Source organism: Kribbella aluminosa (assembly GCF_017876295.1).
Classification (GTDB): Bacteria; Actinomycetota; Actinomycetes; order Propionibacteriales; family Kribbellaceae; genus Kribbella; species Kribbella aluminosa.
This window is the reverse complement of the sequence record NZ_JAGINT010000002.1, coordinates 2338539-2361343: the sequence shown is the minus strand read 5'-3', so window position 1 is coordinate 2361343 and position 22805 is coordinate 2338539. Positions and strand designations below refer to the sequence as shown.

Annotated in this window: 18 protein-coding genes; all 18 read left to right on the top strand. The window is 71.0% G+C overall.

The features are described from left to right. Positions 1-79: 79 nt before the first annotated feature. Positions 80-745 carry a response regulator transcription factor gene (locus tag JOF29_RS32545; RefSeq protein WP_209698210.1) on the top strand — a complete coding sequence of 222 codons (666 nt, stop codon included), beginning with the start codon at positions 80-82 and terminating at the stop codon, positions 743-745. Position 746: 1 nt separating this feature from the next. After that, on the top strand, positions 747-1784 hold the full coding sequence (locus tag JOF29_RS32540; protein WP_209698209.1) for a sensor histidine kinase: 1038 nt from the start codon (positions 747-749) through the stop codon (positions 1782-1784). Positions 1785-2098: 314 nt separating this feature from the next. Continuing rightward, on the top strand, positions 2099-3421 hold the full coding sequence (locus JOF29_RS32535; protein ID WP_209698208.1) for a right-handed parallel beta-helix repeat-containing protein: 1323 nt from the start codon (positions 2099-2101) through the stop codon (positions 3419-3421). 258 nt (positions 3422-3679) lie between these two features. After that, on the top strand, positions 3680-4309 hold the full coding sequence (locus tag JOF29_RS32530) for a sensor histidine kinase (RefSeq protein WP_209698207.1): 630 nt from the start codon (positions 3680-3682) through the stop codon (positions 4307-4309). Next, positions 4306-4917: a response regulator transcription factor gene (locus tag JOF29_RS32525; RefSeq protein ID WP_209698206.1), complete on the top strand. Its 612-nt coding sequence runs from the start codon at positions 4306-4308 to the stop codon at positions 4915-4917. Before JOF29_RS32530 ends, JOF29_RS32525 begins: the two co-directional genes overlap by 4 nt. Next, entirely contained in the window at positions 4914-5627 is a 714-nt protein-coding gene (locus JOF29_RS32520) for a response regulator transcription factor (RefSeq protein ID WP_209698205.1), read from the top strand. Before JOF29_RS32525 ends, JOF29_RS32520 begins: the two co-directional genes overlap by 4 nt. Positions 5628-5727: 100 nt before the next feature. After that, positions 5728-6963 (top strand): DegT/DnrJ/EryC1/StrS family aminotransferase, encoded by a 1236-nt coding sequence (locus JOF29_RS32515; RefSeq protein ID WP_209698204.1) that lies wholly within the window; start codon positions 5728-5730, stop codon positions 6961-6963. Further along, positions 6960-8426 (top strand): polysaccharide biosynthesis protein, encoded by a 1467-nt coding sequence (locus tag JOF29_RS32510; RefSeq protein WP_209698203.1) that lies wholly within the window; start codon positions 6960-6962, stop codon positions 8424-8426. The genes JOF29_RS32515 and JOF29_RS32510 overlap by 4 nt, the downstream gene beginning before the upstream one ends. After that, positions 8416-9876 carry an RtcB family protein gene (locus tag JOF29_RS32505; protein ID WP_209698202.1) on the top strand — a complete coding sequence of 487 codons (1461 nt, stop codon included), beginning with the start codon at positions 8416-8418 and terminating at the stop codon, positions 9874-9876. The genes JOF29_RS32510 and JOF29_RS32505 overlap by 11 nt, the downstream gene beginning before the upstream one ends. Before the next feature lie 60 nt (positions 9877-9936). Then, positions 9937-14106 (top strand): right-handed parallel beta-helix repeat-containing protein, encoded by a 4170-nt coding sequence (locus JOF29_RS32500; protein ID WP_209698201.1) that lies wholly within the window; start codon positions 9937-9939, stop codon positions 14104-14106. 28 nt (positions 14107-14134) lie between these two features. Continuing rightward, positions 14135-15379, top strand: a complete 1245-nt coding sequence (locus JOF29_RS32495; RefSeq protein WP_209698200.1) for a GumC domain-containing protein — start codon at positions 14135-14137, stop codon at positions 15377-15379. Positions 15380-15399: 20 nt separating this feature from the next. Continuing rightward, positions 15400-16401: a hypothetical protein gene (locus tag JOF29_RS32490; protein ID WP_209698199.1), complete on the top strand. Its 1002-nt coding sequence runs from the start codon at positions 15400-15402 to the stop codon at positions 16399-16401. Next, positions 16401-17600: a glycosyltransferase gene (locus tag JOF29_RS32485; protein ID WP_209698198.1), complete on the top strand. Its 1200-nt coding sequence runs from the start codon at positions 16401-16403 to the stop codon at positions 17598-17600. Before JOF29_RS32490 ends, JOF29_RS32485 begins: the two co-directional genes overlap by 1 nt. Next, on the top strand, positions 17597-18082 hold the full coding sequence (locus JOF29_RS32480; protein WP_209698197.1) for a hypothetical protein: 486 nt from the start codon (positions 17597-17599) through the stop codon (positions 18080-18082). The genes JOF29_RS32485 and JOF29_RS32480 overlap by 4 nt, the downstream gene beginning before the upstream one ends. Further along, on the top strand, positions 18079-19140 hold the full coding sequence (locus tag JOF29_RS32475; protein ID WP_209698196.1) for an aminoglycoside phosphotransferase family protein: 1062 nt from the start codon (positions 18079-18081) through the stop codon (positions 19138-19140). The genes JOF29_RS32480 and JOF29_RS32475 overlap by 4 nt, the downstream gene beginning before the upstream one ends. Continuing rightward, positions 19137-20441 (top strand): O-antigen ligase family protein, encoded by a 1305-nt coding sequence (locus JOF29_RS32470; protein ID WP_209698195.1) that lies wholly within the window; start codon positions 19137-19139, stop codon positions 20439-20441. The genes JOF29_RS32475 and JOF29_RS32470 overlap by 4 nt, the downstream gene beginning before the upstream one ends. Further along, complete coding sequence (locus tag JOF29_RS32465; protein WP_209698194.1) at positions 20438-21733, top strand: oligosaccharide flippase family protein; 1296 nt, start codon at positions 20438-20440, stop codon at positions 21731-21733. Before JOF29_RS32470 ends, JOF29_RS32465 begins: the two co-directional genes overlap by 4 nt. Then, positions 21730-22803, top strand: coding sequence for a hypothetical protein (locus JOF29_RS32460; RefSeq protein ID WP_209698193.1), 1074 nt, complete (start codon positions 21730-21732; stop codon positions 22801-22803). The genes JOF29_RS32465 and JOF29_RS32460 overlap by 4 nt, the downstream gene beginning before the upstream one ends. Positions 22804-22805 lie beyond the last annotated feature (2 nt).

Sequence of the window (22805 nt, the reverse complement as noted above, 5' to 3'; positions counted from 1 at the left end):
CGGGGGGTTCCGTGGGCGGGCGGGAGAGTCGACAATAAGACCAGTGGTATGTGTGGTCATCATCCTGAGGGGGGCACGGATGACCAAGATTCTGGTGATTGACGACGAGCCGGACCTGATCCGGTTCGTACGGCGGGCACTCGAGGCGGAGGGGTACCAGGTACTGGGGTCGACCGACGGGCTGGGGGGCCTGCGGCTGGCGCTCGAGCAGCAGCCGGCGCTGATCGTGCTCGACCTGGTGATGCCGGGGATGCACGGCGAGGCGGTGCTGTCGGCGCTGCTGGCGCAGGATCCCGGGTTCCGGGTGCTGATCCTGTCGGCCACGGCCGACGTACATCTCCGGATCGGCTGCCTGGAGCAGGGTGCGGTCGACTTCCTGGCGAAGCCGTTCGCGATCCGGGAGCTGATCGCCCGGGTCCGCGGCCGGCTCGGCGAGGACGCCTCGAACCGGCGGAAGAACCAGCTCCGGGTCGGCGACCTGGTGCTCGATCTGGAGGCCCGGCAGTTGCTGGTCGACGGCCGGCCCACGGTGCTGCCGAAGCGGGAGTTCCTGCTGCTGCGGTACCTGATGCGCAATCCGGACGCCGTCTGCTCGCGGCAGGAGTTGCTGTCCGAGGTCTGGGGCTACGACTTCGATCCTTCCACCAACGTCGTCGACGTCTGCGTCGGCCGGTTGCGATCGAAGCTCCGGTCGGACCTGATCGTGACGGTTCGCAACGTCGGCTACCAGCTCCAGAGCGCCTGACGTGTACCGGACCGCGAGGCCGGCGCAGCGGTTCGGCGTGCTGATCGACGTGGCGGTCGCCGCGGTCGTGGTCGGCATGCTCGGGCTGATGGTCGCGCTCCCCGGCCACGAGGCGGGGCCGTTCCACCTGATGTTCCTCGCAGTCGCGATCGCCTACGCGTACCGGATCTGGCCGGTGGTCCCGACGCTCGCGATGACGGCGGCGATCACGCTGGCCAGCGGCGGGCTGATGGTCGGGCAGGCAGCGGACGGCCGGCTGCCGAGCGCCGAGCTCGCCGAGATCCCGTTGATGCCGCTGGTTCTGCTGGTGATGGTCTGGCACGTCCGGAGGCGCGCCGCCGCGGTCGCCGAACTGGCCGGGATGGCCGACCGCCAGCTGAGCGCGGTCGAGCGGGAACGCGAGTTCTTCCGGGACGCCTCGCACGCGATCCGGACCCCGGTGACGATCGCCCGCGGCCACCTGGAGCTGGCGACCGCCGCCGATCTGGACGCGGAGGTCCGCTCCGACCTGTCCGTGGCGATGCTGCAGCTCGACCGGATGTCCGCTCTGTCGAACCGGTTGCTCGCGGTCGCCCGGATGGACGCGGGCGACGGGCTGTCCACCCTGCCGGTCGATCTGTGCCGCCTGGTCCACGAGCTGGCGGCCAACTGGTCCGCCAACCCGGACCACGTCTGGCAGGTCGACTGTGCACCCACCGGCACGATCACCGCCGACCCGGAGTGGATCGAGATGGCCCTCGACGCCGTGGTCGAGAACGCCGTCAACTTCACACCCGACGGCGGCGTGATCAGCCTGTACTGCGCCCGCTCGGGGGGCTGGTGCAGCGTCGAGGTCACCGACTCCGGGCCGGGGATCGACCCGATCGACCTGCCGCAGGTGTTCGACCGGTTCTGGCACCGGATCGCGCCGAACGGCCGAATGGGCACCGGTCTCGGCCTCGCGATGGCCCGGTCCACGGCGATCGCCCACGGCGGCACGCTCACCGCGCGGAACGCCGCGGACGGCGGCGCCGTCTTCGAACTCCGGCTGCCGGCGTAGCGCGCGAGTCCTGTCCACTCGATGACGGCCCCGTCATCTCCCTTGCCGCGGGACGATGTCCGCCGTCACCCTGCCAGGAGGGGAACATGCTGCGTACGTCGCCGACGCGCCGGACGCACCCCACATGCTCCGGACGCCGCACCGGTTCCGGTCGACGACACCCCCTCGTCGCGGCCGGCGGCGCGGCCGGCCGGGCGTACGCAGCCCGTTCTCGCCCGGTGCGCGGGATCGACTAGGTCCTGTCTGGACCACCAGACAGGACCTACGCCAATTGGGCGATGCGAACCGCCGCCAACCGGAGTAACGCTGGTGCCATGGGGATCGCTGGAAGACTGGGCGGCGTGCTCCTGCTCTCAGGGGCCGCGGTGGCGTGCCCGCTCGTCGCCCGTGGTGTGACAACCACCGTGTACGTCGACCGGACCGCCGGCTGCTCCGATGCCGGTCCCGGTACGTCGGACACGCCGTACTGCACCGTCGTCAAGGGTGTCAGCAAGCTCGCGCCCGGCTTCACGCTGTACGTCGGTGACGGGACCTACAGCGAGACCGTCAAACCCGCGGTCTCGGGAACGGCGTCCGCTCCGATCACGGTCACCGCCTGGCCCGGCCGGCACCCGGTCATCGCGCCCGCGAGCTACGGCGCGAACATCACCTCGCGCGCCTACATCACCGTCTCCGGCCTTACCTTCACCGGGACCCGGTACGACGGCGTCTATGTGTCCGGGAGCCACGACATCACGATCAGCGGCAACACGGTCACCGGCGCGGGCCGGCCCGCCTCGGGCCAGACGGCGTACGGGATCAGTATTCGCTCGTCCACCTCGTCAGTTGTCAGCGGCAACGATGTGAACCACAACAACGGCACCGGCATCCTGATCACCTCGGGCTCGACCGGGATCCTGGTCAGCGAGAACTCCGCCGCCTTCAACGCCGATGGGTTCCGCCGCAACGCCAACGGGATCAACGTGATCAGCCCGGGCAACACCGTGCTGCGCAACGTCACCCACGACAACGAGGACTCCGGCATCCAGTTCTACCCCGGGGGCAACGACAACCTGGCAGCGCTGAACGTGACGTACAACAACGGCGACCACGGGATCGACGACCTCAACGTCACCGGCGGCCGGCTGATCAGCAACACCGTCTACCGCAACTGCACGACAGGCATCAACGTCGAGGGGACCTCCGGCAACTACCTGGTCTACGACAACGTCGCGGTCGACAACGGCGTCTATCCGACGTACAACGGCATCGCCTGTTCACGGCGGGCCGGCAACATCGGTATCTGGGACTCCGCGCCCGCCTCGACGACGGTCGATCACAACCTGGTCTGGCTGACGAAGAGCGGCAAGATGTACGCGTTCGGTACGACGTACACCTCGCTCGCCGCCATGCAGGCCGCGACCCACCAGGAAGCGCACGGGGTCCAGGCCGACCCGTTGTTCGCGTCCGCGTCGACCTGGGACCTCCGGCTCCAGGCGGGCTCTGCGGCGATCGATCGAGGCGATTCGGGCGTCTCCGGAGCCCAGTCCACCGACATCGGGGGCTTGCCCCGGGTCGACGACCCGGCGACCCCGAACACCTTCGCGGAAGGCCCCCGGCCGTACGACGATCTCGGAGCGTACGAATACCAGCCCTGATTACGGTCAGTAACGATTCGGCGTCATACAGAGCTGAACAACAGATGACGCAAACATGACCGAATCATGACGTATACGCCGATCCCCTGCCTCTTTTGCCTGGTGGGGACCTCTACTGGTGCCTGGGACCGAGACGCGTGGCCTGGGGGGCTCGGCGGGGAATCCGGGGGCGGTGTGTCACCGTCCGTGGTTGTCGAGGGCTTGGCGACGTGGGCCGCGGTGGGCGGCCGACTCGGGTGGACCTGAGGGGGGTCACCCATGAGCGCTGCCGACGCGTCGCCAACGACGATCGGGTACGACGACTCACAGCACCTGCTAGAGCTGTGCCACGACCTGCGGCAGTACGTCGCCGCCGGGCTGTTCCTGTCCGACCCGGCCGCCGCCGAACTGGTGGGCCCGGGCGGGCTGGCGTTGATCCATCAGCAGTTCCGGGCGATCGCCGAACTGCTGGACTTCGAGCAGACGCCGGCGCGGCGGATCGGCGGCGTCAACCTGACGCAGCTCGCGGGCGAGTGCGCCGACCTGGTGCGGCTGACGTACCGGGTGCCGGTGATCTTCGAGCGCGCTCCGCGGGTCATGGTCGCCGGCGAGCAGGCGTTGCTGCGCCGGGCCGTCGGCAACCTGCTCGACAACGCCTGCCGCGCGGCCGGCAGCGGCGGTCAGGTCCAGCTGCGGGTCGACTCGGCCGACGGTGAGGCGTCCGTCGAGGTGTCGGACGACGGCCCTGGTTTCGGCGAGATCGCCGCCGGCACCGGGCACGGCCTGCAGGTGGTCGCGGCCGCCGCCCGGGCCTTCGGCGGCCGGATCGAGATCGTCAGCCTGCCCGGCAGCGGAACCACCGTCCGGCTCTGCCTGCCCGCCGGCAAGCCCGCGGTGAGGTCGGCATGAGGCTGGCGATCTGCGACGGTCAATGGTTGTTCGCCGCGGTCCTCTCGGCCGCCTTCGCCCGGCACGGCCACGAGGTCGTGCTCACCACCGACGACGCCCGCCAACTGCTCGACGACGGCGTACAGCCGGAGCTGTTCGTCGTCGATTCCCCGGCGACGGCCGCGCGACTCCGCGACCTCCGCCCCAGGCCGTACGTCGTACTGCTCGCCGACCCGCAGGACGACCTCGTCTGGGACGCGTACGACCGCGGGACCGCCGACGGGGTGGTGAGCAAGTCCTGTGCGCTGCTGACGCTCGTGGACGCGGTCGAGTCAGTTGCTGGCGGCAACCGTGTGGTCGCCGGCCGGCCGGTCTCCGAGCGCCGCCGCCGAGCGGCCGTCGTCGAACCGCTGACCAGCAGGGAACTGCAGGTACTGCGCCTCGTGGTGCAGGGCCACTCCACCCAGTGGATGGCCGACCGGCTCGGCGTCAGCACGCACACCGTCCGTACCCATGTCCAGCAGGTACTGCGCAAACTCGGCGTCCACGCCCGCGGCAAGATCGCCCACGCGGCCGCCTCCGCGGGACTCGTCGACGTCCAGGAGCTCGTCGCGGACGGGCACCGGTGAGCGGCCCGGACGGGATCGCGGTTCTGCTCGTCGACGATCACCGCGTCTTCGCCGAGGCGCTCGGGAGCCTGCTCGCGGCCGAAGCCGGCATCAGCGAGGTCAGCGTCGCCTCGAACCTCGACACGGCCCGGACCCTGATCGCCGCCGGCCGCCCGGACATCGTGCTGCTCGACCTCTCGCTGGCCGAGGAGTCCGGCAACGACCTGCTCGCCGAACTCGCGAACGACCCCGCCCCGACCGCCGTCGTGATGCTGTCCGGCAGCACGGATCCGCGGTCGATCGTGCAGGCGCTCGAAGCCGGCGCCCGCGGCTGGCTGTCCAAGACGACGAAGCTGAGCGCGCTGGTCGAGGCGCTCTGGCAGGTGCTGGACGGCAACGTGTACCTGTCACCGGCGACGTTGCAACCGGTCCTCCGGCACCTGATGAGCGACGTACGCCGGCAACGGGCCGCCTCCGGGTTCGTGGACCAGCTCACCCACCGGGAGCTCGATGTCCTGCGCTGCCTGGTGTCCGGGATGACCCGGGCCGAGGCCGCCGCGCACCTGTTCGTGTCCACGAACACGATCCGGACGCACATCCAGAGTCTGCTCCGCCGTTCGGGGCAGCATTCGACGCTCGCACTGGTCGCCTTTGCCCGCTCACACGGTGTGACCGGCATCGACGAGACCGAGGGGTCCGTAATCGCCACCGGCCCCGGGTCATCCGCTTGACGTAGAGGTTCTCGTCTCCTCAGCGGGCGCGGGCCGTGGTCACAGCCCGTAGCGTCGAGGGACATCAGGGCCCGTGGGGGGCTTCGAGGGGGGCATCGGGATGACTACCCGAATCACTGCTGTGCCGCGGGTCGTGACGATGCCGGCACCGGCCGGCGAGATCGCCGTACCGTTCGCGGACTGTCACATCACCGCCGACGCGCAGGCCGCCGCACTGCGGGTGCTGCAGTCCGGCTGGGTGACCACCGGTCGCGAGGCCGTGGCGTTCGAGGCCGAGTTCGCGACCGCGGTCGGGGCCACGCACGCGGTGGCCGTTTCGTCCTGCACACAAGGGATCGAGCTCGCGTTGCGGTCGCTCGGGCTGCCGCCGGGGTCGCTGGTGCTGAGCTCGACGATGACGTTCTGCGGCGCCGTCCACGCGATCGTGCACGCCGGGCTCCAGCCGGTCCTGGTCGACGTCGACCCGGCCACCGGGATGCCGACGCCTGCGACGGTACGCACCGCCGCACAGGCGTACGGGCGACCGGCCGCGATGGTCGTCGTGCACTGGGCCGGCGACGTCGCCGACGTACCGGCACTGGCCGAGGCAGCCGGCGTACCGCTCGACCGGGTGGTCGTGGATGCCGCGCACGCGCTCGGCACGTACGCCGGTGTGGTGCCGGTCGGCTCCGGCTGTGGCGCGACCTGTTTCAGCTTCTACGCCACCAAGAACCTGCCGCTCGGCGAGGGCGGGATGATCACCACCGACGACGACGCGCGCGCCGACTGGCTGCGCAGGGCGCGGCTGCACGGGATGACCGCCGACGCGTGGCGCCGGTACCTGCCCGGCGGGAGCTGGCGCTACAACGTCGCCGACGCCGGCCTGAAGGCGAACATGACCGACGTCCAGGCGGCGATGGGCCGCGCGCAACTCGCGCACTTCCCGGCCTGGCAGCGCCGCCGTGCGCAGATCGCGGCGCGGTACGACGAACAACTCGCCGGGCTGCCCGGCGTCCGGCTCCCGCACCGCCCGGCACCCGGGGACGGCACGCACGCCTGGCACCTGTACCCGGTCCGGCTGCGGCTGAACGGCGGCGGTGATCGCGACAAGGTCATCGCGGCGCTCTCGGAACGCGCCATCGGTACGTCGGTGCACTTCGTCCCGGTCCACCGGCTCGCCTACTTCAGCCAGGCCGCGCTGATTCCGTCGACCGGGCTGACCGGGGCGGACGCGCTGTTCGACCAGCTGCTGTCGCTGCCGATGTATCCGCGACTGACCGACGCGCAGGTCGACGCGGTGTGCAGGGCGGTCACCGGCATCGCGCATCGGGGCATCTCAGGAAAGGGAACGGAATGACTCAGCCTCTGCTGTTACAGAACAGCGACAGGAGCCTGCTGCTGCGGACCGTCGTCGTCGGCGCCGGTGAGGCCGGGGTCGCGCTGGCCCGCGACCTGCACCGGGTCAGCTCGTTCGGCCTGGAGCCGGTCGGGTTCCTGGACGACGACACCACCAAGCGGGGCCGCCGGTACGGCGGGCGCCGGGTCCTCGGCACTCTGGCCGACCTGGAGAAGGTCCTCGAACGCAGCCGGGTCGACGTCGTGGTGGTCGCCATCCCGTCGATGCCTGCACACGAGGTGAGGCAGCTCGGCCTGCGCGCGGCCGCCCTGGGCGCGACCGTGCTGCACCTGCCGCCGTTCCTGTCCGCACTGCAACGGCAGATCGCCGGCACCGACATGCAGGCCCTGCAGGTCGGCCCGCTGATCGGGCGGCCCGAGATGCACGTCGTCAGCCGGCATGCCCGGGACGCGATCGCCGGCAAGCGGGTGCTGGTCACCGGCGCGGGCGGCTCGATCGGCAGTGAACTGTGCCGCCAGGTCCACGGCTTCGGTCCCGAGCAGCTGATCATGCTCGACCACGACGAGTCCAACCTGCACCGCAGCCATCTCGAGCTGTGGGGCGAGGCGCTGCTGGACACCGAGAACACCGTGGTCGCCGACATCCGCGACAGCGAGCGGCTGTACCAGCTGTTCCGCGACCACCGCCCGCAGATCGTCTTCCATGCGGCGGCGCTGAAGCACCTGCCGGTCCTGGAGCGGCATCCCTGCGAGGGGGTGAAGTCGAACGTCCTCGGCACCCAGAACCTGGTCGAGGCGGCCGTCGCCCACGACGTCGAACAGTTCGTGCTGATCTCCACCGACAAGGCCGCGAACCCGACATCGGTGCTCGGGGCAACCAAACGGCTGGCGGAGCTGATCCTGGAGTCGCAGCAGCCGGCCACGACGGTGCTGACCGCGGTGCGGTTCGGGAACGTGCTCGGCAGCCGCGGTTCGCTGCTGCACGTGGTCCGCGACCAGCTCGCCAGCGGCCTACCGGTGACGATCACGCATCCCGACATCAGCCGGTTCTTCATGACGATCGAGGAGGCGGTCGGGCTGGTCCTGGAGGCGGCCCGGATGTCGCACGGCTCCGCGACGTACGTGCTCGACATGGGCGAACCGGTGCGGATCGTGGACCTGGTCCGGAACTTCGCCGGTCTGCTGAACGTCCGCGACGTCGACTTCCGGTACACCGGGCTGCGGCCCGGCGAGAAGCTCACCGAGGAGCTGTTCGGCGCCGGCGAGGAAGCCACCCCGACCGATCACCCGCGGATCTCGATGACCGTCGCGCCGCCACCGCCGGCCGGGTTCCGGGCCGGGCTGCGCGAGCTGTACGACGCGGCCGCGCACAACCGGCCCGACGAGGTGTTCCGGCACCTGTGCCGGCTGGTCCCGGAGTACCGCCCGACGACGAACAGGCTGCGAGTAGAGCATGACCACTGAGGCCAGCCCGCCACCGGACGTCCGCGTCCTCGACGGTACCGTCACCATCCCCCCGACGGTCTTCGATGACCCCACCCTGCTTCCCGCGGGCCGGGCGCCGATCTCGGCGCTCGGACATCGTGTCGAGGGCGCGGACCTGGCGGCGCCACCGGTGGTCCTGCCGGACTTCCACCACAAGTCGAAGATGGAGCTGCCGTCGAGTGTCGCGGTCGCGACCCGCGGCACCGTCCGTCCGGAGCTGACCAGCTCCTCGGTGAACTGCGGGATGGCGCTGATCGCGGTCGACTCCGACGTACCGGACGAGAAGGCCGTCGACGTGTTCATGCGGGCGGTCCGGGAACGCTACCCGTACCCGACCCGCGGCACCGCCGAGCTCAGCCGCCAGGAGGTGCTCCGGGCGGTCGGCGCCGGCTCCGAGTTCAGCGTCGAGCGCTGGGACGCCCCGGCGGCGGACCTGGAGCGGATCGAGGAGGGCGGCCGGATCGACCTCGAGCGGTACGGCGGCCTCGACCGGTTGCGGGCCGAGCTGCCCGGGGTCGCGTTCCAGCTGGCCCGGTACCGCTTCGGCACCATTGGCCCGTCCAACCATTTCGTCGAGCTCCAGCGGGTCGAGGAGATCCTGGACCCGGAGCGGGCCGCGAAACTCGGCGTCGCCGAGGGGCAGCTGACCATCCAGTACCACGGCGGTGGCGGGGTGTTCACCGGCGAGATCGGCCGGCTGTTCTTCCGCCGCAAGGACTACCCGGCACAGATCAAGGCCGTGAACGCCGCGCTGAAGCCGTGGTTCCACCTCCGCTCGGCACGGTCCTTCGCGCAGTTGCGCGCCCGGCTCGGGCTGTACTTCACCGCCGGCTGTACGCCGCTTCCGCTGGCCAGTGACGAGGGCCAGCGGCTGATGCTCGCGACCGCGGCCGCGATGAACTACGGGTTCGCGTTCCGGACCGCGACGTACGCCGCGCTGCGCCGGATCGCGGCCGACTCGTTCGGCGGCGCCGTCGGCCGGCTGGTCGTCGACTCGCCGCACAACAGCATCTACGAGGAACCGGTCGGCGACCGGACCGGCGTCGTGCACCGGCACAACTCCTGCCGGGCCTTCCCGGCCTCGATGATGACCCCGGGGACGACGTTCGCGGAGACCGGCCAGGCCGTCCTGCTGCCCGGCACCCATCGCACCTCGAGCTACCTGGCCGTGGCCGGTGACCGCGCCGCGACCAGCCTGTACTCCGCCTGTCACGGCGCCGGCACCGTGGTCTCCGACCTGGTGGCCCGCGGTATCTCCGGCGACGACCCGCTCAAACGGAAAACGCTGCGCTACCGGTACGACGACGGCGCACCCACCGACGCTCACCACTTCGACGACCGCGGTGTGAACGCGGCCCTCGACGTCCTCGTCCGCCACGGCCTGGTCCGGCCGGTCGCGCGGATGCGACCTGTCGCAGTTCTGCACTGACGTTCGGAGAGAACAATGCACAAAGGGCTACGCAACACTGCGGCGGGCACGGTCATCGGAATGACCGCGGCCCTGCTGATGGTCGTCACGAGCAGCCCGGCGTCCGCCGCCGGTACCGGCTACTGGGTCAACAACACGGTGACGTGCAGCGACACCGGCGCCGGCACGCAGGCGGCGCCGTTCTGCACGATCTCCCAGGGCACCAAGAAGGCCGTGCTCCCGGGCGACACCGTGCACGTTGCCCCGGGCACCTATCGCGAGCAGGTCACGATCAACGCGTCGGGCACCGCCACAGGCCCGATCACGGTCACCGGCGACGCTCCGGGCGTCGTCGTGCTCGGCACCCGGTCGCTGACCGGCGCGACACTCTGGACCGCGACCGGTACGACGGCCTGGTCCACGCCGTACGCGCCGCCGTCCGCACCGAAGCAGGTCTTCGTCGACAACCAGCGCCTGGCCAGCGCCACCTCCGCCACCACGACCACGCCGAACAGCTGGTTCTACGACACGACCGCCAAGGTCCTGTACGTCGACCTCGGCGGCGCGAACCCGGGAGACGGGCACCAGGTCGAGGCCGGTGCGCAGTCGTTCGGTGTCACCACCAGCAGCAAGCAGAACGTTGTCGTCAGCAACCTCGAACTCGACCGCGCCAACCTGTCCGGTGTGCGGTTGCTGTCGTCGTCCGGAATCACGGTCGACCACGTCACCACGTCCCAGTCGGCCGGCAACGGCGTACTGGTCGATACCTGCCCGAACAGCTCGATCACGATCCGCTCCGCGGCCGTGGACAACGCGCTGTCGACCGGGATCAAGCTCAACGCGTCCAGCGGCGTGACGGTCACCGCGTCCAGCAGTCACAACAACGGCCTGCACGGGATCGGGCTGGCCACCTCTCCGAACAACCTGCTGACCGGCAACACGCTGTACGCCAACGTCTCGCTGAATCCGAACGCCACCGCGAACGGCATCGACGTCGACACCAGTTCGCCGGACAACCGGGTGATCGGCAACGTCGCGTACCAGAACCAGGACAGCGGGATCCAGGTCTACAGCAGCAGCCATCGCGCCCTCGTCGCGCGCAACCTCTCGTACGGCAACGGCGACCACGGCTTCGACACCCTGACCTCGACCGGCGTGCAGTACCTGAACAACACGGCGTACGGGAACCGGCGCGACGGCATCTCGATCGAGGGCAACTCGACCGGCGCCACGGTTGTCAACAATCTGCTCGTCGACAATGGCACCACGGCGACCGAGTACGACCTGTACGTCGACGCCGGTTCGTACTCCGGTCTCAGCGCCGATCGCGACATGGCCTACAACCACGTGGTCGCGCCGACCACCAAGGTCAACGGCATCATCTACAAGACGCTGACCGCGTTCGCCACCGCGACCGGCCAGGAGGCCCACGGCCTCGCGCTCGACCCGGCGTTCGTCAACCCGGCCGGCGCGGACTTCGGGCTGAAGGCCGGTTCCGCCGCCGTCGACTCCGCCGACTCCTCGCCGGCGAACTTCGTGGCCGCCGACCAGGGCGGCAACGCGCCGGCCGACGACCCGATCGTGCCGGACACCGGCGCCGGTACCCCGGCGTACGCCGACCGCGGTGCTCTGGAGTTCCAGCCGATCGCGGGGGCGACCGACTACCCGCCGCACGCGACCATGGTGCTCGACCTCAGCGCGGTGAACGTGCCGCCGTCGACGCCGGTGACGGCCGACGCGAGCGGTTCGAGCGACGCCGACGTGAGCGGTATCGCGTCGTACACCTTCGACTTCGGTGACGGCACCGTGGTCGGTCCGCAGCCAGGAGCGACGGCGACCCACAAGTACACGACCATCGGTACGTTCACGGTCATCGCGACGGTTACCGACACCGCGGGCCTGACCGACACCGCCAGCGCGCAGGAGGTCGTCAGCAGCCGGCAGCTGCAGACGTACTCCGTCGAGCAGACGAACCCGGCCTGCAGCGACACCGGCCCGGGCAGCGCCACCGCACCGTTCTGCACGATCGGCGCCGCCACGAAGAAGGCGCTCGCCGGCGACACCGTCCTGGTCGGTGCGGGCCAGTACCGCGAGCAGGTCCAGCTGACCGCAAGTGGCGAACCCGGCGCGCCGATCACGCTGCGCGCGACGTCACCGTCGGCCGTCATCCTCGGCACGAACGACGTGTCCGACGCGGCCGGCTGGTCCGCGACCACCACCACCGCCTGGAAGCACGCCTTCACCCCGGTACCCACTCAGGTCTTCCTGGACGGGCAACCGTTGGCCAAGGCAACGAGTAGTACGACGACCACCAGCGGCACGTGGTTCTACGACACCCCGACCGCGACCCTGTACGTCGACACCGGCGGGACCAACCCGGCGACCGGACACACCATCGGCGCGGGCGCCCGGAGCTTCGGCATCCTGCTCCGCCAGGTCTCCGACGTGAACGTCAGCGGCTTCACGGTCCGGCAGACCAACCTGAGCGGCGTGTACTTCGACACCGTGCAGCGCGTGTCGCTCGGCACCATCGACACCGCCCAGTCGGGCGCCCAGGGCGTCACGGCCGACAACTCCGGCAACGTGATGCTGAGCGGCATCCAGGCGTCGGCGAACCAGTCCATCGGGGTCCGGCTCTTCAACACCACCGACAGCACCCTGAGCGCCTCGGTCACGCACGACAACAACTTCCACGGCGTCAGCGTGCAAGGCGGCGCGCGGGACACCGTGACCGGCGTGACGACGTACCGGAACAAGCGGCTCTCGGCCCGGATCGCGGCCGGTATCGACGTGTCGTCGTCCGCGCAGAACACCGTTGTCGACGGCAACTTGTCGTACAGCAACGACGACTCGGGCATCGAGTCCTACACCGGCGCCTCCGGGACCCTGGTCCGCCGGAACGTGGTGTACGACAACGGCGACCACGGCATCGACGACTTCGCGGCTCCGGGCTCGCAGGTGATCGGCAACACCGTGGTCGGCAACGCCACCGCCGGGATCAACTTCGAGGGCGGCTCGAGCGGCGCCCTCGCCCGGGACAACGTGACGACGGACAACGCCGTCGGCAGCACCCGGACGGTCGCCGAGATCCGGGTCGACAGCACCTCGACCACCGGCACGACGCTGGATCGCGACCTGGTGTTCCAGACCTCCGGCGGACCGCTGTACGAGTGGTCCGGGACGGACTACACCACGCTGGCCACCTTCCAGAGCGGCAGCGCCCAGGAGGCGGCCGGCCAGTCCGCGAATCCGCGGTTCGTCAACCTCACCACGCGCGACCTGCACCTGACCTCCACGTCCCCGGCCATCGACGCGGCCGACACCTCGCCGGCCGGCTGGAGCGCCACCGACAAGGACGGCAGCGCGCCGGTCGACGATCCGTTGGTCGCGAACAGCGGCACCGGACCGGTCACCTACGCCGACCTCGGCGGGTTCGAGTACATCGGGCCGGTCGCCCGGGCGACCGTGACGCCGGCCTCCGGCTTCGCGCCGGTGGACGTGACCGTGAACGGCACCTCGAGTGCCGGCCTGGCCGCACCGATCGCGTCGTACCTCATTGCCTGTGGCAACGGTACGACGGTCGCCCAGGCGAGCGGCACCTGCAGCTACACCTCGGCCGGGTCGTACACCCCGACCCTGGTCGTGACCGACACCGCCGGCCGCACCGACACCTGGACCGGCGCTCCGGTCGTGGTACAGCCCAACGGCGTACCGACGGCACGGCTGACGGCAACACCCACGCAGGCCTACGCGCCGCAGACGGTGGTGCTCGACGCCTCCGCTTCGTCCGACGCCGACGGCCGGCCACTGGCCAGCTACACGTTCGACTGCGGCAACGGCCAGACGACCGGCGCGCTGACGACGGCGACGACCAGCTGCACCTACACGACGGCCGGCACCTTCACGACGGCGGTCACCGTGCTCGACACCGGCGGCCTGACCAGCCGGGCGACGGCCAAGGTCACGATCCTGGCCGACCAGCCGCCGACCGCGGTGCTCACCGTCAACAAGACGATCGTCAGGATCAAGCAGTCCGTCCAGGCGGACGCGTCGAAGTCGACCGACGTCGACAAGACACCGATCGCGACCTACACCTTCAGCTGCGGCGCCGGCGGAACCGTCAAGCCGCAGACCAGTTCGAGTGTGAGCTGCACCTACAACGCGATCGGTATCTACACGGTCAAGGTGACCGTCACCGACACCGGCGGGCTGTCTGCCTCCGCCACCAAGACAGTGCTGGTCATTCCGTGATGGCCGGCCACGGACGAAGGACGCAGCGATGACGCTCGAAGAGATGTTCCGCCGGATCGTCAAGGCCCACCTCGCGCTGATCCTGGTGTGCGTGCTGATACCGATCGCCGGCGCCGCGGTCCTGCTGGCGCACCGGCCGGATCCGAGCATCGCCTCGATCCGCATGCAGGTGATCGCCGGCTCGCCGAAGTCGACGTCCGAGGCCGAGGGCATGAACAGCCGGGTGCTCGCGGTGGCGACCACGCCGAGTCTGCTCGGTACGGCGCTGCAGGCCGCCAAGGCCGCGCGGGACGTCGACCTGTTCGCGGCGAACAACGTGTCGGCGCAGCGGATCGGCGGCTCCTCGGTCGTCGAGCTGAGCGTCACCGACGACGACGCGCTCGCGGCCGCCCGGATCGTCAGCGAGCTCGCCCCGCGGGTGGTGCTGTTCATGAACCAGGGCGACCAGGCGACGTACCGGATCACGGTGGCCGCCCTGACCACCCAGATCGACGACGCCACCGCCCGTCGCGACAAGCTGGTCGCCCAGCTGCGCGGGATCGCGGACGTGACCGCCCGCGCCGACCTCGGTGTCCAGATCCAGTCGGCCAACCAGCTGCTGAGCGAACTGAACGGCCAGCGGGCGACCCTGGTCGCGAACAACGCGACCCGGGACCAGGTGGTTCTGGTGAGCAACCAGCCCGACGTCCGGCGGGAACCGAGTTCGATCCTCCCGGAGCTAGCGCTGGCGCTGCTCCTCGGTCTGGTCCTCGGCCTGACGGCGGCGACCGTTCTGGAGACGTTCCGTCCGCGCGTCAACGGCATCCGCGCACTGGCCCGGTTGCTGCAGGCCCCGGTGCTCGGCAAGTCGACCGAGGAAATCGGCTCGCTCCGCAACACCATGGCCCTGGCCGCCCGTCGGCAGGGTGTCGACTCGGTCGTACTGATGGGTGCCGACGAGGGCGACCAGGACACCGTGAGCACGCTGCTGTTCGCTCTGTCCGGCATGTCGCACAGCTCGCAGCCGTCGAAGCAACCCGCAGGGCATGACGACAACAGCTCGGTCTTCGAGCTCGACGACACCGGCCTGTCCGGCTTCACCGATGTCCGCTTCACGGGACTGTCCGCGGTCACGCCCGCGGACGAGATGACGGCCGGGGTGGTCGTCGTGTCCGCCGGCACTGTGCTGCTGCGCCGGCTGGACGACCTGGACGACGTACTGAAGGCGGTCCGGTGGCCGGTGCTCGGCCTCGTGAACGGTCCGGCGCAGCGCCGGTTCGGCAGGTCGCGGTGAGCGCGCAGATGAATGCAGGGATGAGCGCAGGGCTGTTGCACACTGCCGGCCAGCGGGTCGCGGTGCACGGGTCGGAGCGCGTCGTAGAAACGCTTCTCGCCGCTGCGGGTGGGCCGGAGCGGCCCGGGCTCGCGGCCGCCGACCCGCCGAACGTGGTCCTGTCGGTCGAGAACACCCGGCAGCCGTTCGGGATCCGCGACGCGGAGCTGATCACCCGCGGCGTCTGGGTGACGCCCGGCGGCGAGGTTGTACTGCGGAACGTCGGTGGCTCCGGCTTCGACCAGCGGTGGGCGATCGACGCGGACGGGCTCCGGGTCGCGAGCCGGTGGCGGCCGTCGTACCGGGAGACCGCCGCCGGCCGGCTGCTTCCGGCGCGGCAGAATGCGCTGAACAGCCAGGTGCTGCTGCACTACCCGGCGCTGTGGTTTGCGCTGCAGCAGGGATTCGCACCGCTGCACGTGTCGATCGTCGAGGTCGGCGGTGTCGTGGTCCTGCTGGCCGGGCCTGGCGGGGTGGGCAAGTCCACGCTGGTCGCGCGGGCGATGGCCGACGGTTCGCGGGCGACCTGCGACAACCTGGCGGTCTCCGACGGGTCGACGGCGTACGGCGTGGCCGAACCGCTGCGGCTGCTCGACGGCACCGGCCGCCGGGCGATGCACGGGCGGCGCGAGCAGGCCTGGACGCACCGAGTCAGGTCGTTGCCTCCGGAGTTGATCGTCGTACTGCGGCGCGGATCTCAGGAGGCGCCCGAGTTGCGTGAGCTGAGTGCGGCTGCGGCCGCGCGGCGGCTCGTCGCCGGGACGTACGCGGCAGGCGAGCTCCGGCGGTTCTGGTCGATCGCGGCCGTGGTCGCGACGGCGACCGGCTGCGGGCCGGTGCATCCGCCGATCGGCGAGGTCGCCGTACGGCTCAGCTCCCGGCTGCCGGCTGTCGAACTGCTGCTCGGGCGTGAGCCGGGGGCCGGGCTGACCGAGTTGCTGCGGCATCCGCTGGCCGCGATCCGGACCGGGCGGGCCGGCTGATGAGCACGCAACCCGAAGGCGCCCCGATCGAGGGCGGCCGGATCGAGGGCGGGCGGATCGAGGTGGCCGTGATTGTCACCCGGTTCATCGCCGGTGCGGGTGGGGTCGCGTTGCGCGGTGTGCTGCCGCTCGACCCCAGCCGCTACCGGGTCACGATCATCACCGGGCAGGGCGGCCCGCTGACCGATCGCGCGGCCGCCGCTGGAATGCGCGTACTGATCGAGCCGTCCCTGGTCTCCCCGCTGTCACCGAACGACGATCGGCGGGCGCTGCGGCGGCTGACCGAGCTGTGCACGGAGGGCGGGTACGACGTCGTCCACACCCACAGCGCGAAGGCCGGCGCCCTCGGCCGGCTCGCCGCGCATCGTGCCCGGGTGCCGCGGATCGTGCACACCTACCACGGCTTCCCGTTCCACCAGTTCCAGAACCCGGTACGACGGGCGGCGTACATCGCCGTCGAGCGCCGGCTGGCGCGGATCACCGACGACGTACTCGCGATCGGTACCGGTGTCGCGACGGAAGCCCTGCGGCTCGGGCTCGCGACCCCGAGCACGCTACGGACGATCACTCCGGTGGTGGACGCGGTCACCGTTCCGCGGACCGAGAGTTCCCGTACGGCGGCCCGCGCCGAGCTGGGGGTCGACGCGACCACGCCGCTGATCGGCACCGTCGGCCGGATCGACTACCAGAAGGCTCCGGAACACCTGATCGCCGCGATCGCCGTACTGCGGCACACCGACGCCGTCGCGGTCTGGATCGGCTCCGGGCCGGGCGACCGCGAGGCGAAGGAACTGGTCCGCCGCGCGGGACTGACGGACCGGTTCCGGTTCGTCGGCGAGCGGTCCGACGTACCGCAGCTGCTGCCCGCGTTCGACGTGTTCGCGATGGCCAGCCGGTACGAAGGCCTGCCCTGTGCGGTCGTCGAGGCGATGCGCTGCGGGATTCCGGTGGTGGCGACCGCGGTCAACTCGGTACCCGACCTGGTCGTCCCCGGCGAGAGCGGTCTGCTGGTTCCGCCGGGGCGCCCGCGGCTGCTGGCCGAGGCGATCGACGACCTGCTCGCCGATCGTAGGAAGGCCCAACGAATGGCCCGGCGCGGGCAGGCCGCCGCCGGCAGCACGTACAACGCCGAGAGCCTGGCCGAGGTTCTCGACGAGGTGTACTCCGCCGGTCGGCGAACGGAGCTGGTGACGTCATGACGAGTCCGGTCGAGCACGTGGCCCCCAGCGATCGCGAGCAGAGTGAACGCGGGCAGGGCGATCGCGAGCAGGCTGATCGCCGGCAGCCAATCGCGCCGTGGTTGCAGTTGTGCCCGCCCGGAACGGTCGGGATCGACCTGCGCGACGGTCCGGTGCGGGCCGACCAGCTGTCCTCCGACGGCCCGGTGGTGCTGGTCGACCAGCGGCCACGCAGCCGGCACCGGCTTCGCCGTACGGCGAAGGAGCTCGGGGTCGTACTGGAGCGGGAGTTCGTCGTACTGCCGACGCTCGATCGGCCGATGGTCGTCGTCGACGACGTCGAGGAAGCGGTCCGGTACTTCTGGACCGCGGTGGCCACGGTACCTCCGGGGTTCGCGTTCGCCGTACCGGCATCCGCCGCCCTCGGGCTCGCGCGGCGGGCGCCGTGGCGGTGGACCGGGGCGCTCGCACCGGCGCGCGTAGTGGTCGGGAGGCGGCGATGACCGAAGCATCGAAGGCGTTCCAGCCCCGGCCGCGGTCCGTGCACGACCTGTTGTTCGCGCCCGGCAGCCGCGGGGTGCTGATCGCGACGTCGAAGGACCCGGACGCCAAGCGGACCTTCATCGTGACTCCGCCTGCCGGAACCTACACCGACGGTCCGGCCGGCCCGGTGGCGATCAAGATCCCCGTCACGGTCGCGGCCGCAGGCGCCATCTCCCGCGAGACGCGGATGCTGATCGCGATCGGCGAGGCGGACCTCGGCGAGCTCGGCAGAACCGTTCCGCGCTACCTGGAGACGCTCGACAGCGACGGGCTGCCGGCCGCCGTCACGACGGTGGTGCGCGGCGTCCCGATGAGTGTCGGGTACCACCGCTGGCTGCACACGTCCCGGCCGCGAGCCGTGGCGGAGGACTTCGCGCTGGCCGGCGGCTGGCTTCGGCATCTGCAACTGGCGACAGCCGGTACGAGCGGGCGGATCACCTGGGCGAGCGAGGTTTCCGGCGCGGTCCGCGAACGCTGGTCGGGACACCCGATGTTCGAGGCCGCGCAGGTCCGGCTCGCGGCCGCGGACCGGCAACTGCACAGCCAGCGGGTCGCCGCGACCGTCGTCCACGGCGACTACTGGTTCGGGAACCTGCTCGTCGACGACGGCCGGATCTCCGGTGTCGTCGACTGGGAGAACGGCGCCCGCAGCGGATCGCCGCTGCGCGACCTGATCCGGTTCGCGCTCAGCTACTGCCTCTACCTCGACCGCCACACCCGGCCCGGCCGTGAGGTGCACGGGCACCGCGGGCTACGGCGTACCGGGTTCGGTGCCGGGATCAGGTACGGCCTGCTCGAAGCCGGCTGGCTCCCCGATCTCGTCCGGTTGTACCTCCGCACCGGCCTCGACCACCTCGGCCTGCCGACGGTCCTCTGGTACGGCGCCGCGCTGGCCGGCCTCGGCGAGATCGCCGCGTCCGCGAACGACGACGAGTTCGCCGCGAACCACCTCGAACTGCTGGCGGGGCTGCCGTACTGGCCGCTCACCGACGGACCCGTCGGAGTTGAGGTCCTATGACGACGACGCTGCCCGCGACGGAGCCCGTGCAGCCGATCGGCATCGTCGGCTCGCCCGGCCTGCCCCGCGGCGACATGCTGGTCGCGATGACCGGCCTGACAACCTGTCTGCTGCCGTTCCTGACCCCGGCCGGCCCGGGCAACACCGCCGCGGCGGACGCCGGCATCCTGCTCTGCATCGTGCTCGGCCTGCTCTGGGCCGGACGCGAGCACCTCCCGATCCGGCTGCCGTACGCGGCGGGCGTGGCCGGGATGATGCTCGGTGGAGCGTTCGCGGCGTACATCTCCGTCGCACCGGCTGCCACCGGGCTGGTGCTGATCCAGGACCTCCTGCTGTTCACCTGGGGAATGACGCTCGCCCTCGGCCGGCACAATCCCGCGATCGTCCGCGCCGTCACGGTGGCCTGGTGCCGTACGGCGGCCGTCTACTCCGGCGTGATGGTGTTCGCGTACCTGGCCGGTATCAGCGCACTGACCGGGGTGTCCGCCAAGGACGGCGTCCGGGCGCCGTACACCTTCGGCGACCCGAACCTGGCCGGCAACTACCTGGTCGTCTCGTTGTTCGTCATCGCCGCCTGCAAGCATCCGCGCTCCCCCGGCGTCCGCCGGATCGCCTACGTACTGGTGCTGATCGCGATCGGGTTCACCGGCTCGAACGGTGCGATGCTCACGCTGCTGATCGGCCTGCTGCTGTCCGTCGTGGTGACCATCTACCGCCGCCGGGGTGCCGTCGCGGGGGCCGCGCTTCTCGCGACCGCCGCGCTGGCCGGCGGACTCGTCGCCGGTGTCGTCATGCCGCGCGTCGACCTCAGCTCGCTGCGCGCGCAGGCGGCCGGCAGCATTCCGCTGCTCCGCGACTCGCTCGGGCGCAGCGGGAGCTCCAGCAGCGAACGGGCAACGATCGTCAGCGAAGGCACGGCCCTGTTCCTCAACGGCGACGCCACCGGCTACGGTCCCGCCCGGACGAAAGCCACGCTGGAGGCGACCCAGGCGCCGTACGTCAAGGAAGCCCACAACGACTACCTCGCGACGCTGCTGGAGCGCGGGGTGATCGGCGGGATCGGGCTGCTGCTGTTCGGCGTCGCGCTGTTCGTCCGCTGCCTGCGGCTGGTCTTCGGGAACCTGCCGAAACCGTACGCCGAACTCGTCCCCAGACCGTGGTTCCTGGCCGTCATCGGCCCGGTGATGGCGACCGCGGCCGGGTTCTACGAGGTCCTGCACTTCCGGCATCTCTGGACCTGGCTCGGCCTGATCGCGGCGCTCGTGCTCGCGATGCAGGACCAGCGTGAGGAGAAGACATGATCCGGTCGGTGCTGTCCAACTGCTCGGCGCGGCTGCTCGCAATACTCGGGCTGACCCTGGCCACCGTGCTGGTCGCCCGGACCGGCGGGCCGTCGGCGGTCGGCGAGTACGCGCTGCTGCGGATGCTTCCCGGCCTGGTCGGTGTGCTGTGCGTCCTCGGCCTGCCCGGAGCGCTGGCGTACTTCCTCGCCGTACCTCGACGGGACCTTCCCCGGCTCTGGCCGACGCTGATGGCGATCGGAGCCGCCGGTGCAGCCGCCGGTACGGCGCTCTGGATCGCCGCGTCGCCGCTGCTGGCGAAGGTCTTCTTCCCGCACGAGGCGCCCTGGCTGATCGCGGCCGCGGGGGCGACCGTGGCCAGCCAACTTCTGCTGACCTTGGGCAAGACCGCTCTGCAAGGGCTGGAGGACCGGCGCGGCGGTGACGTGGTGATCGCGGCCGAGGAGCTGGCGTTCCTGCCCTGCTTCGTGCTGCCGCTCGTCGTCGGCATCCACGGCATCGGCGCGATCATCCTCGGGCTCGGGCTCGCCGACCTGGTCGTCGCGGTCGACGCCTGGCGCCGGGTCGCCCGCCGGCTCGGCTGGCGGCGCTTCGGTCTGGCCGGCGGCGACCGCGGGTGGTGGGGCCGGCCGGACAAGGACCTGACCAGGAGCGTGGCGTCGTACGGACTGCGCGGTCAGGTGGGCGGCCTGATCACGCTGCTCAACCTCCGCCTCGATGTCGCGATCCTCGGTGCGATCGCCGGCCCGGCCGTCCTCGGCGGGTACGCGGTCGCCTCGAAGTACGCCGAACTGCTGCGGCTGCCCGGTACCGCGCTGACCTGGGTCTTCTACCCGCGACTGGCTAAACTCGAGCAGCAGCGTGCCGCCGAGATCGCGCGGCGGCTGATCCGGCCGACGCTGGCCGGTGTCGCGGCCGCCGCGATCCCGGTCGCGCTGCTCGCCGGACCGGTCATGCGGCTGCTGTACGGCACCTCGTTCGAATCGGCCGTGACGCCGGCCCGGGTACTGGTCGCGGGCATGGTGCTGGCCGGGGGCTCGGGCGTCGCGAGCGCGTACCTCTACGGTCGCGGCAGTCCGGGACTCAACTCGATCGTCCTCGGCGCCGGGCTCGTCGTCACGGTCGTGCTCGATGTCACGCTGATACCCCGCCACGGAGCAATGGGCGCAGCGGTGGCGTCCACCGCGGCGTACCTGGCCACCGATGTCTTGCTGATCGGCCTGCTGCTGCGGCTGAGCGCGCCGGCGGCACGCCGTCGTACAGCCGTAGCTGTCGGAGAGGGAACACCATGAAAGCGATCGCAATCGCCACCGGTCTCCTGCTGGTGCTGGCCGGCTGCTCGGGCGGCACGCCCAGCAACCAGCCGCAGTCCACTCCGGACGGCAGCCCGCCGGCGACGTCGTCGGTTCCCACGCAGTCGCCGTCGGGTACGACGACGCCCAGCACCGCACCTGTCGTGCTGCCCGGCGACCGGTACGTCGCACTCGCGACCGCGCTGCACCAGCGCGGTGTGGCCATCTGGTGGGAAACCGACCTGGTGAAGCGCTGGCTCGACGGGCCGGCCGCGTTCCAGGGAGCGATCGCCCGGCTCGGCCAGCTGGCCGCGGTCCCCGGGACCGCCGGGTTCAAGATCTCCGACGAGATCGGGTACGGCGACGGGCTCACCTCGGTGGCGCAGGCCACCGACTTCCTCCGGCAGGCGCGGAGCAGCCTGGCACAGGTTGCCCCGGGCATGCCGCTTCTGGTGGACACCGTCGTACCGGAGCTCGGGTGCCTGCCGTGGCGCGGCGGCAACCAGGAGGGGTGCGCGCAGCGGGTCCGGCTCAAGTACCCGGCGGCGAGCGCGATCGCCATCGAGGGCTATCTGCGGGCTCATCTGATCGACCGGCTGGATCTCAGCACCGGACTGCTGAGCCCGAGTACCTACGCGAGTTGGGGTCTCACCCAGCAGGCCGCGCAGACCGAGATCTGGAACCGCGTCCGCGCCCAAGGCTGGGAAGCCATGACGATCCTGCAGTCCCGAAAGGCCCTGGCTGCGGCCGACGGCTACCAAGGAGCCGCGGCCCAGGCCGCGACCGACACGGCCACCTACATCACGGAACCCGTCGCGGCCGGGGCACAGGCGGTGGACATCTGGACCTGGCGGCAGCACTACCAGGGCAAGACCTTCAGCCTGCTCGCCCCGGACCTCAGCACCAACCCGCTCTGGACCTCCTTGCTGGCCCAGCGCCGGATCGGGGTCCGGCTGATCACCCACATGACGCCATCGATGATGCCCACCGACATCACCGCCTTCGGCCACGAGTGCGATCTCGCCGCCCAGGCGTTCACCGCGGTCTTCGTTGCCGCCGGCACCGGTTAGGA

Excerpts from the sequence above, each read along its gene's own strand:
- JOF29_RS32545 (WP_209698210.1), top strand. The coding sequence starts at position 80 with ATGACCAAGATTCTGGTGATTGACGACGAGCCGGACCTGATCCGGTTC.
- JOF29_RS32535 (WP_209698208.1), top strand. The coding sequence starts at position 2,099 with ATGGGGATCGCTGGAAGACTGGGCGGCGTGCTCCTGCTCTCAGGGGCC.
- JOF29_RS32530 (WP_209698207.1), top strand. The coding sequence starts at position 3,680 with ATGAGCGCTGCCGACGCGTCGCCAACGACGATCGGGTACGACGACTCA.
- JOF29_RS32525 (WP_209698206.1), top strand. The coding sequence starts at position 4,306 with ATGAGGCTGGCGATCTGCGACGGTCAATGGTTGTTCGCCGCGGTCCTC.
- JOF29_RS32515 (WP_209698204.1), top strand. The coding sequence starts at position 5,728 with ATGACTACCCGAATCACTGCTGTGCCGCGGGTCGTGACGATGCCGGCA.
- JOF29_RS32510 (WP_209698203.1), top strand. The coding sequence starts at position 6,960 with ATGACTCAGCCTCTGCTGTTACAGAACAGCGACAGGAGCCTGCTGCTG.
- JOF29_RS32505 (WP_209698202.1), top strand. The coding sequence starts at position 8,416 with ATGACCACTGAGGCCAGCCCGCCACCGGACGTCCGCGTCCTCGACGGT.
- JOF29_RS32500 (WP_209698201.1), top strand. The coding sequence starts at position 9,937 with ATGACCGCGGCCCTGCTGATGGTCGTCACGAGCAGCCCGGCGTCCGCC.
- JOF29_RS32495 (WP_209698200.1), top strand. The coding sequence starts at position 14,135 with ATGACGCTCGAAGAGATGTTCCGCCGGATCGTCAAGGCCCACCTCGCG.
- JOF29_RS32490 (WP_209698199.1), top strand. The coding sequence starts at position 15,400 with ATGAGCGCAGGGCTGTTGCACACTGCCGGCCAGCGGGTCGCGGTGCAC.
- JOF29_RS32485 (WP_209698198.1), top strand. The coding sequence starts at position 16,401 with ATGAGCACGCAACCCGAAGGCGCCCCGATCGAGGGCGGCCGGATCGAG.
- JOF29_RS32480 (WP_209698197.1), top strand. The coding sequence starts at position 17,597 with ATGACGAGTCCGGTCGAGCACGTGGCCCCCAGCGATCGCGAGCAGAGT.
- JOF29_RS32475 (WP_209698196.1), top strand. The coding sequence starts at position 18,079 with ATGACCGAAGCATCGAAGGCGTTCCAGCCCCGGCCGCGGTCCGTGCAC.
- JOF29_RS32470 (WP_209698195.1), top strand. The coding sequence starts at position 19,137 with ATGACGACGACGCTGCCCGCGACGGAGCCCGTGCAGCCGATCGGCATC.
- JOF29_RS32465 (WP_209698194.1), top strand. The coding sequence starts at position 20,438 with ATGATCCGGTCGGTGCTGTCCAACTGCTCGGCGCGGCTGCTCGCAATA.
- JOF29_RS32460 (WP_209698193.1), top strand. The coding sequence starts at position 21,730 with ATGAAAGCGATCGCAATCGCCACCGGTCTCCTGCTGGTGCTGGCCGGC.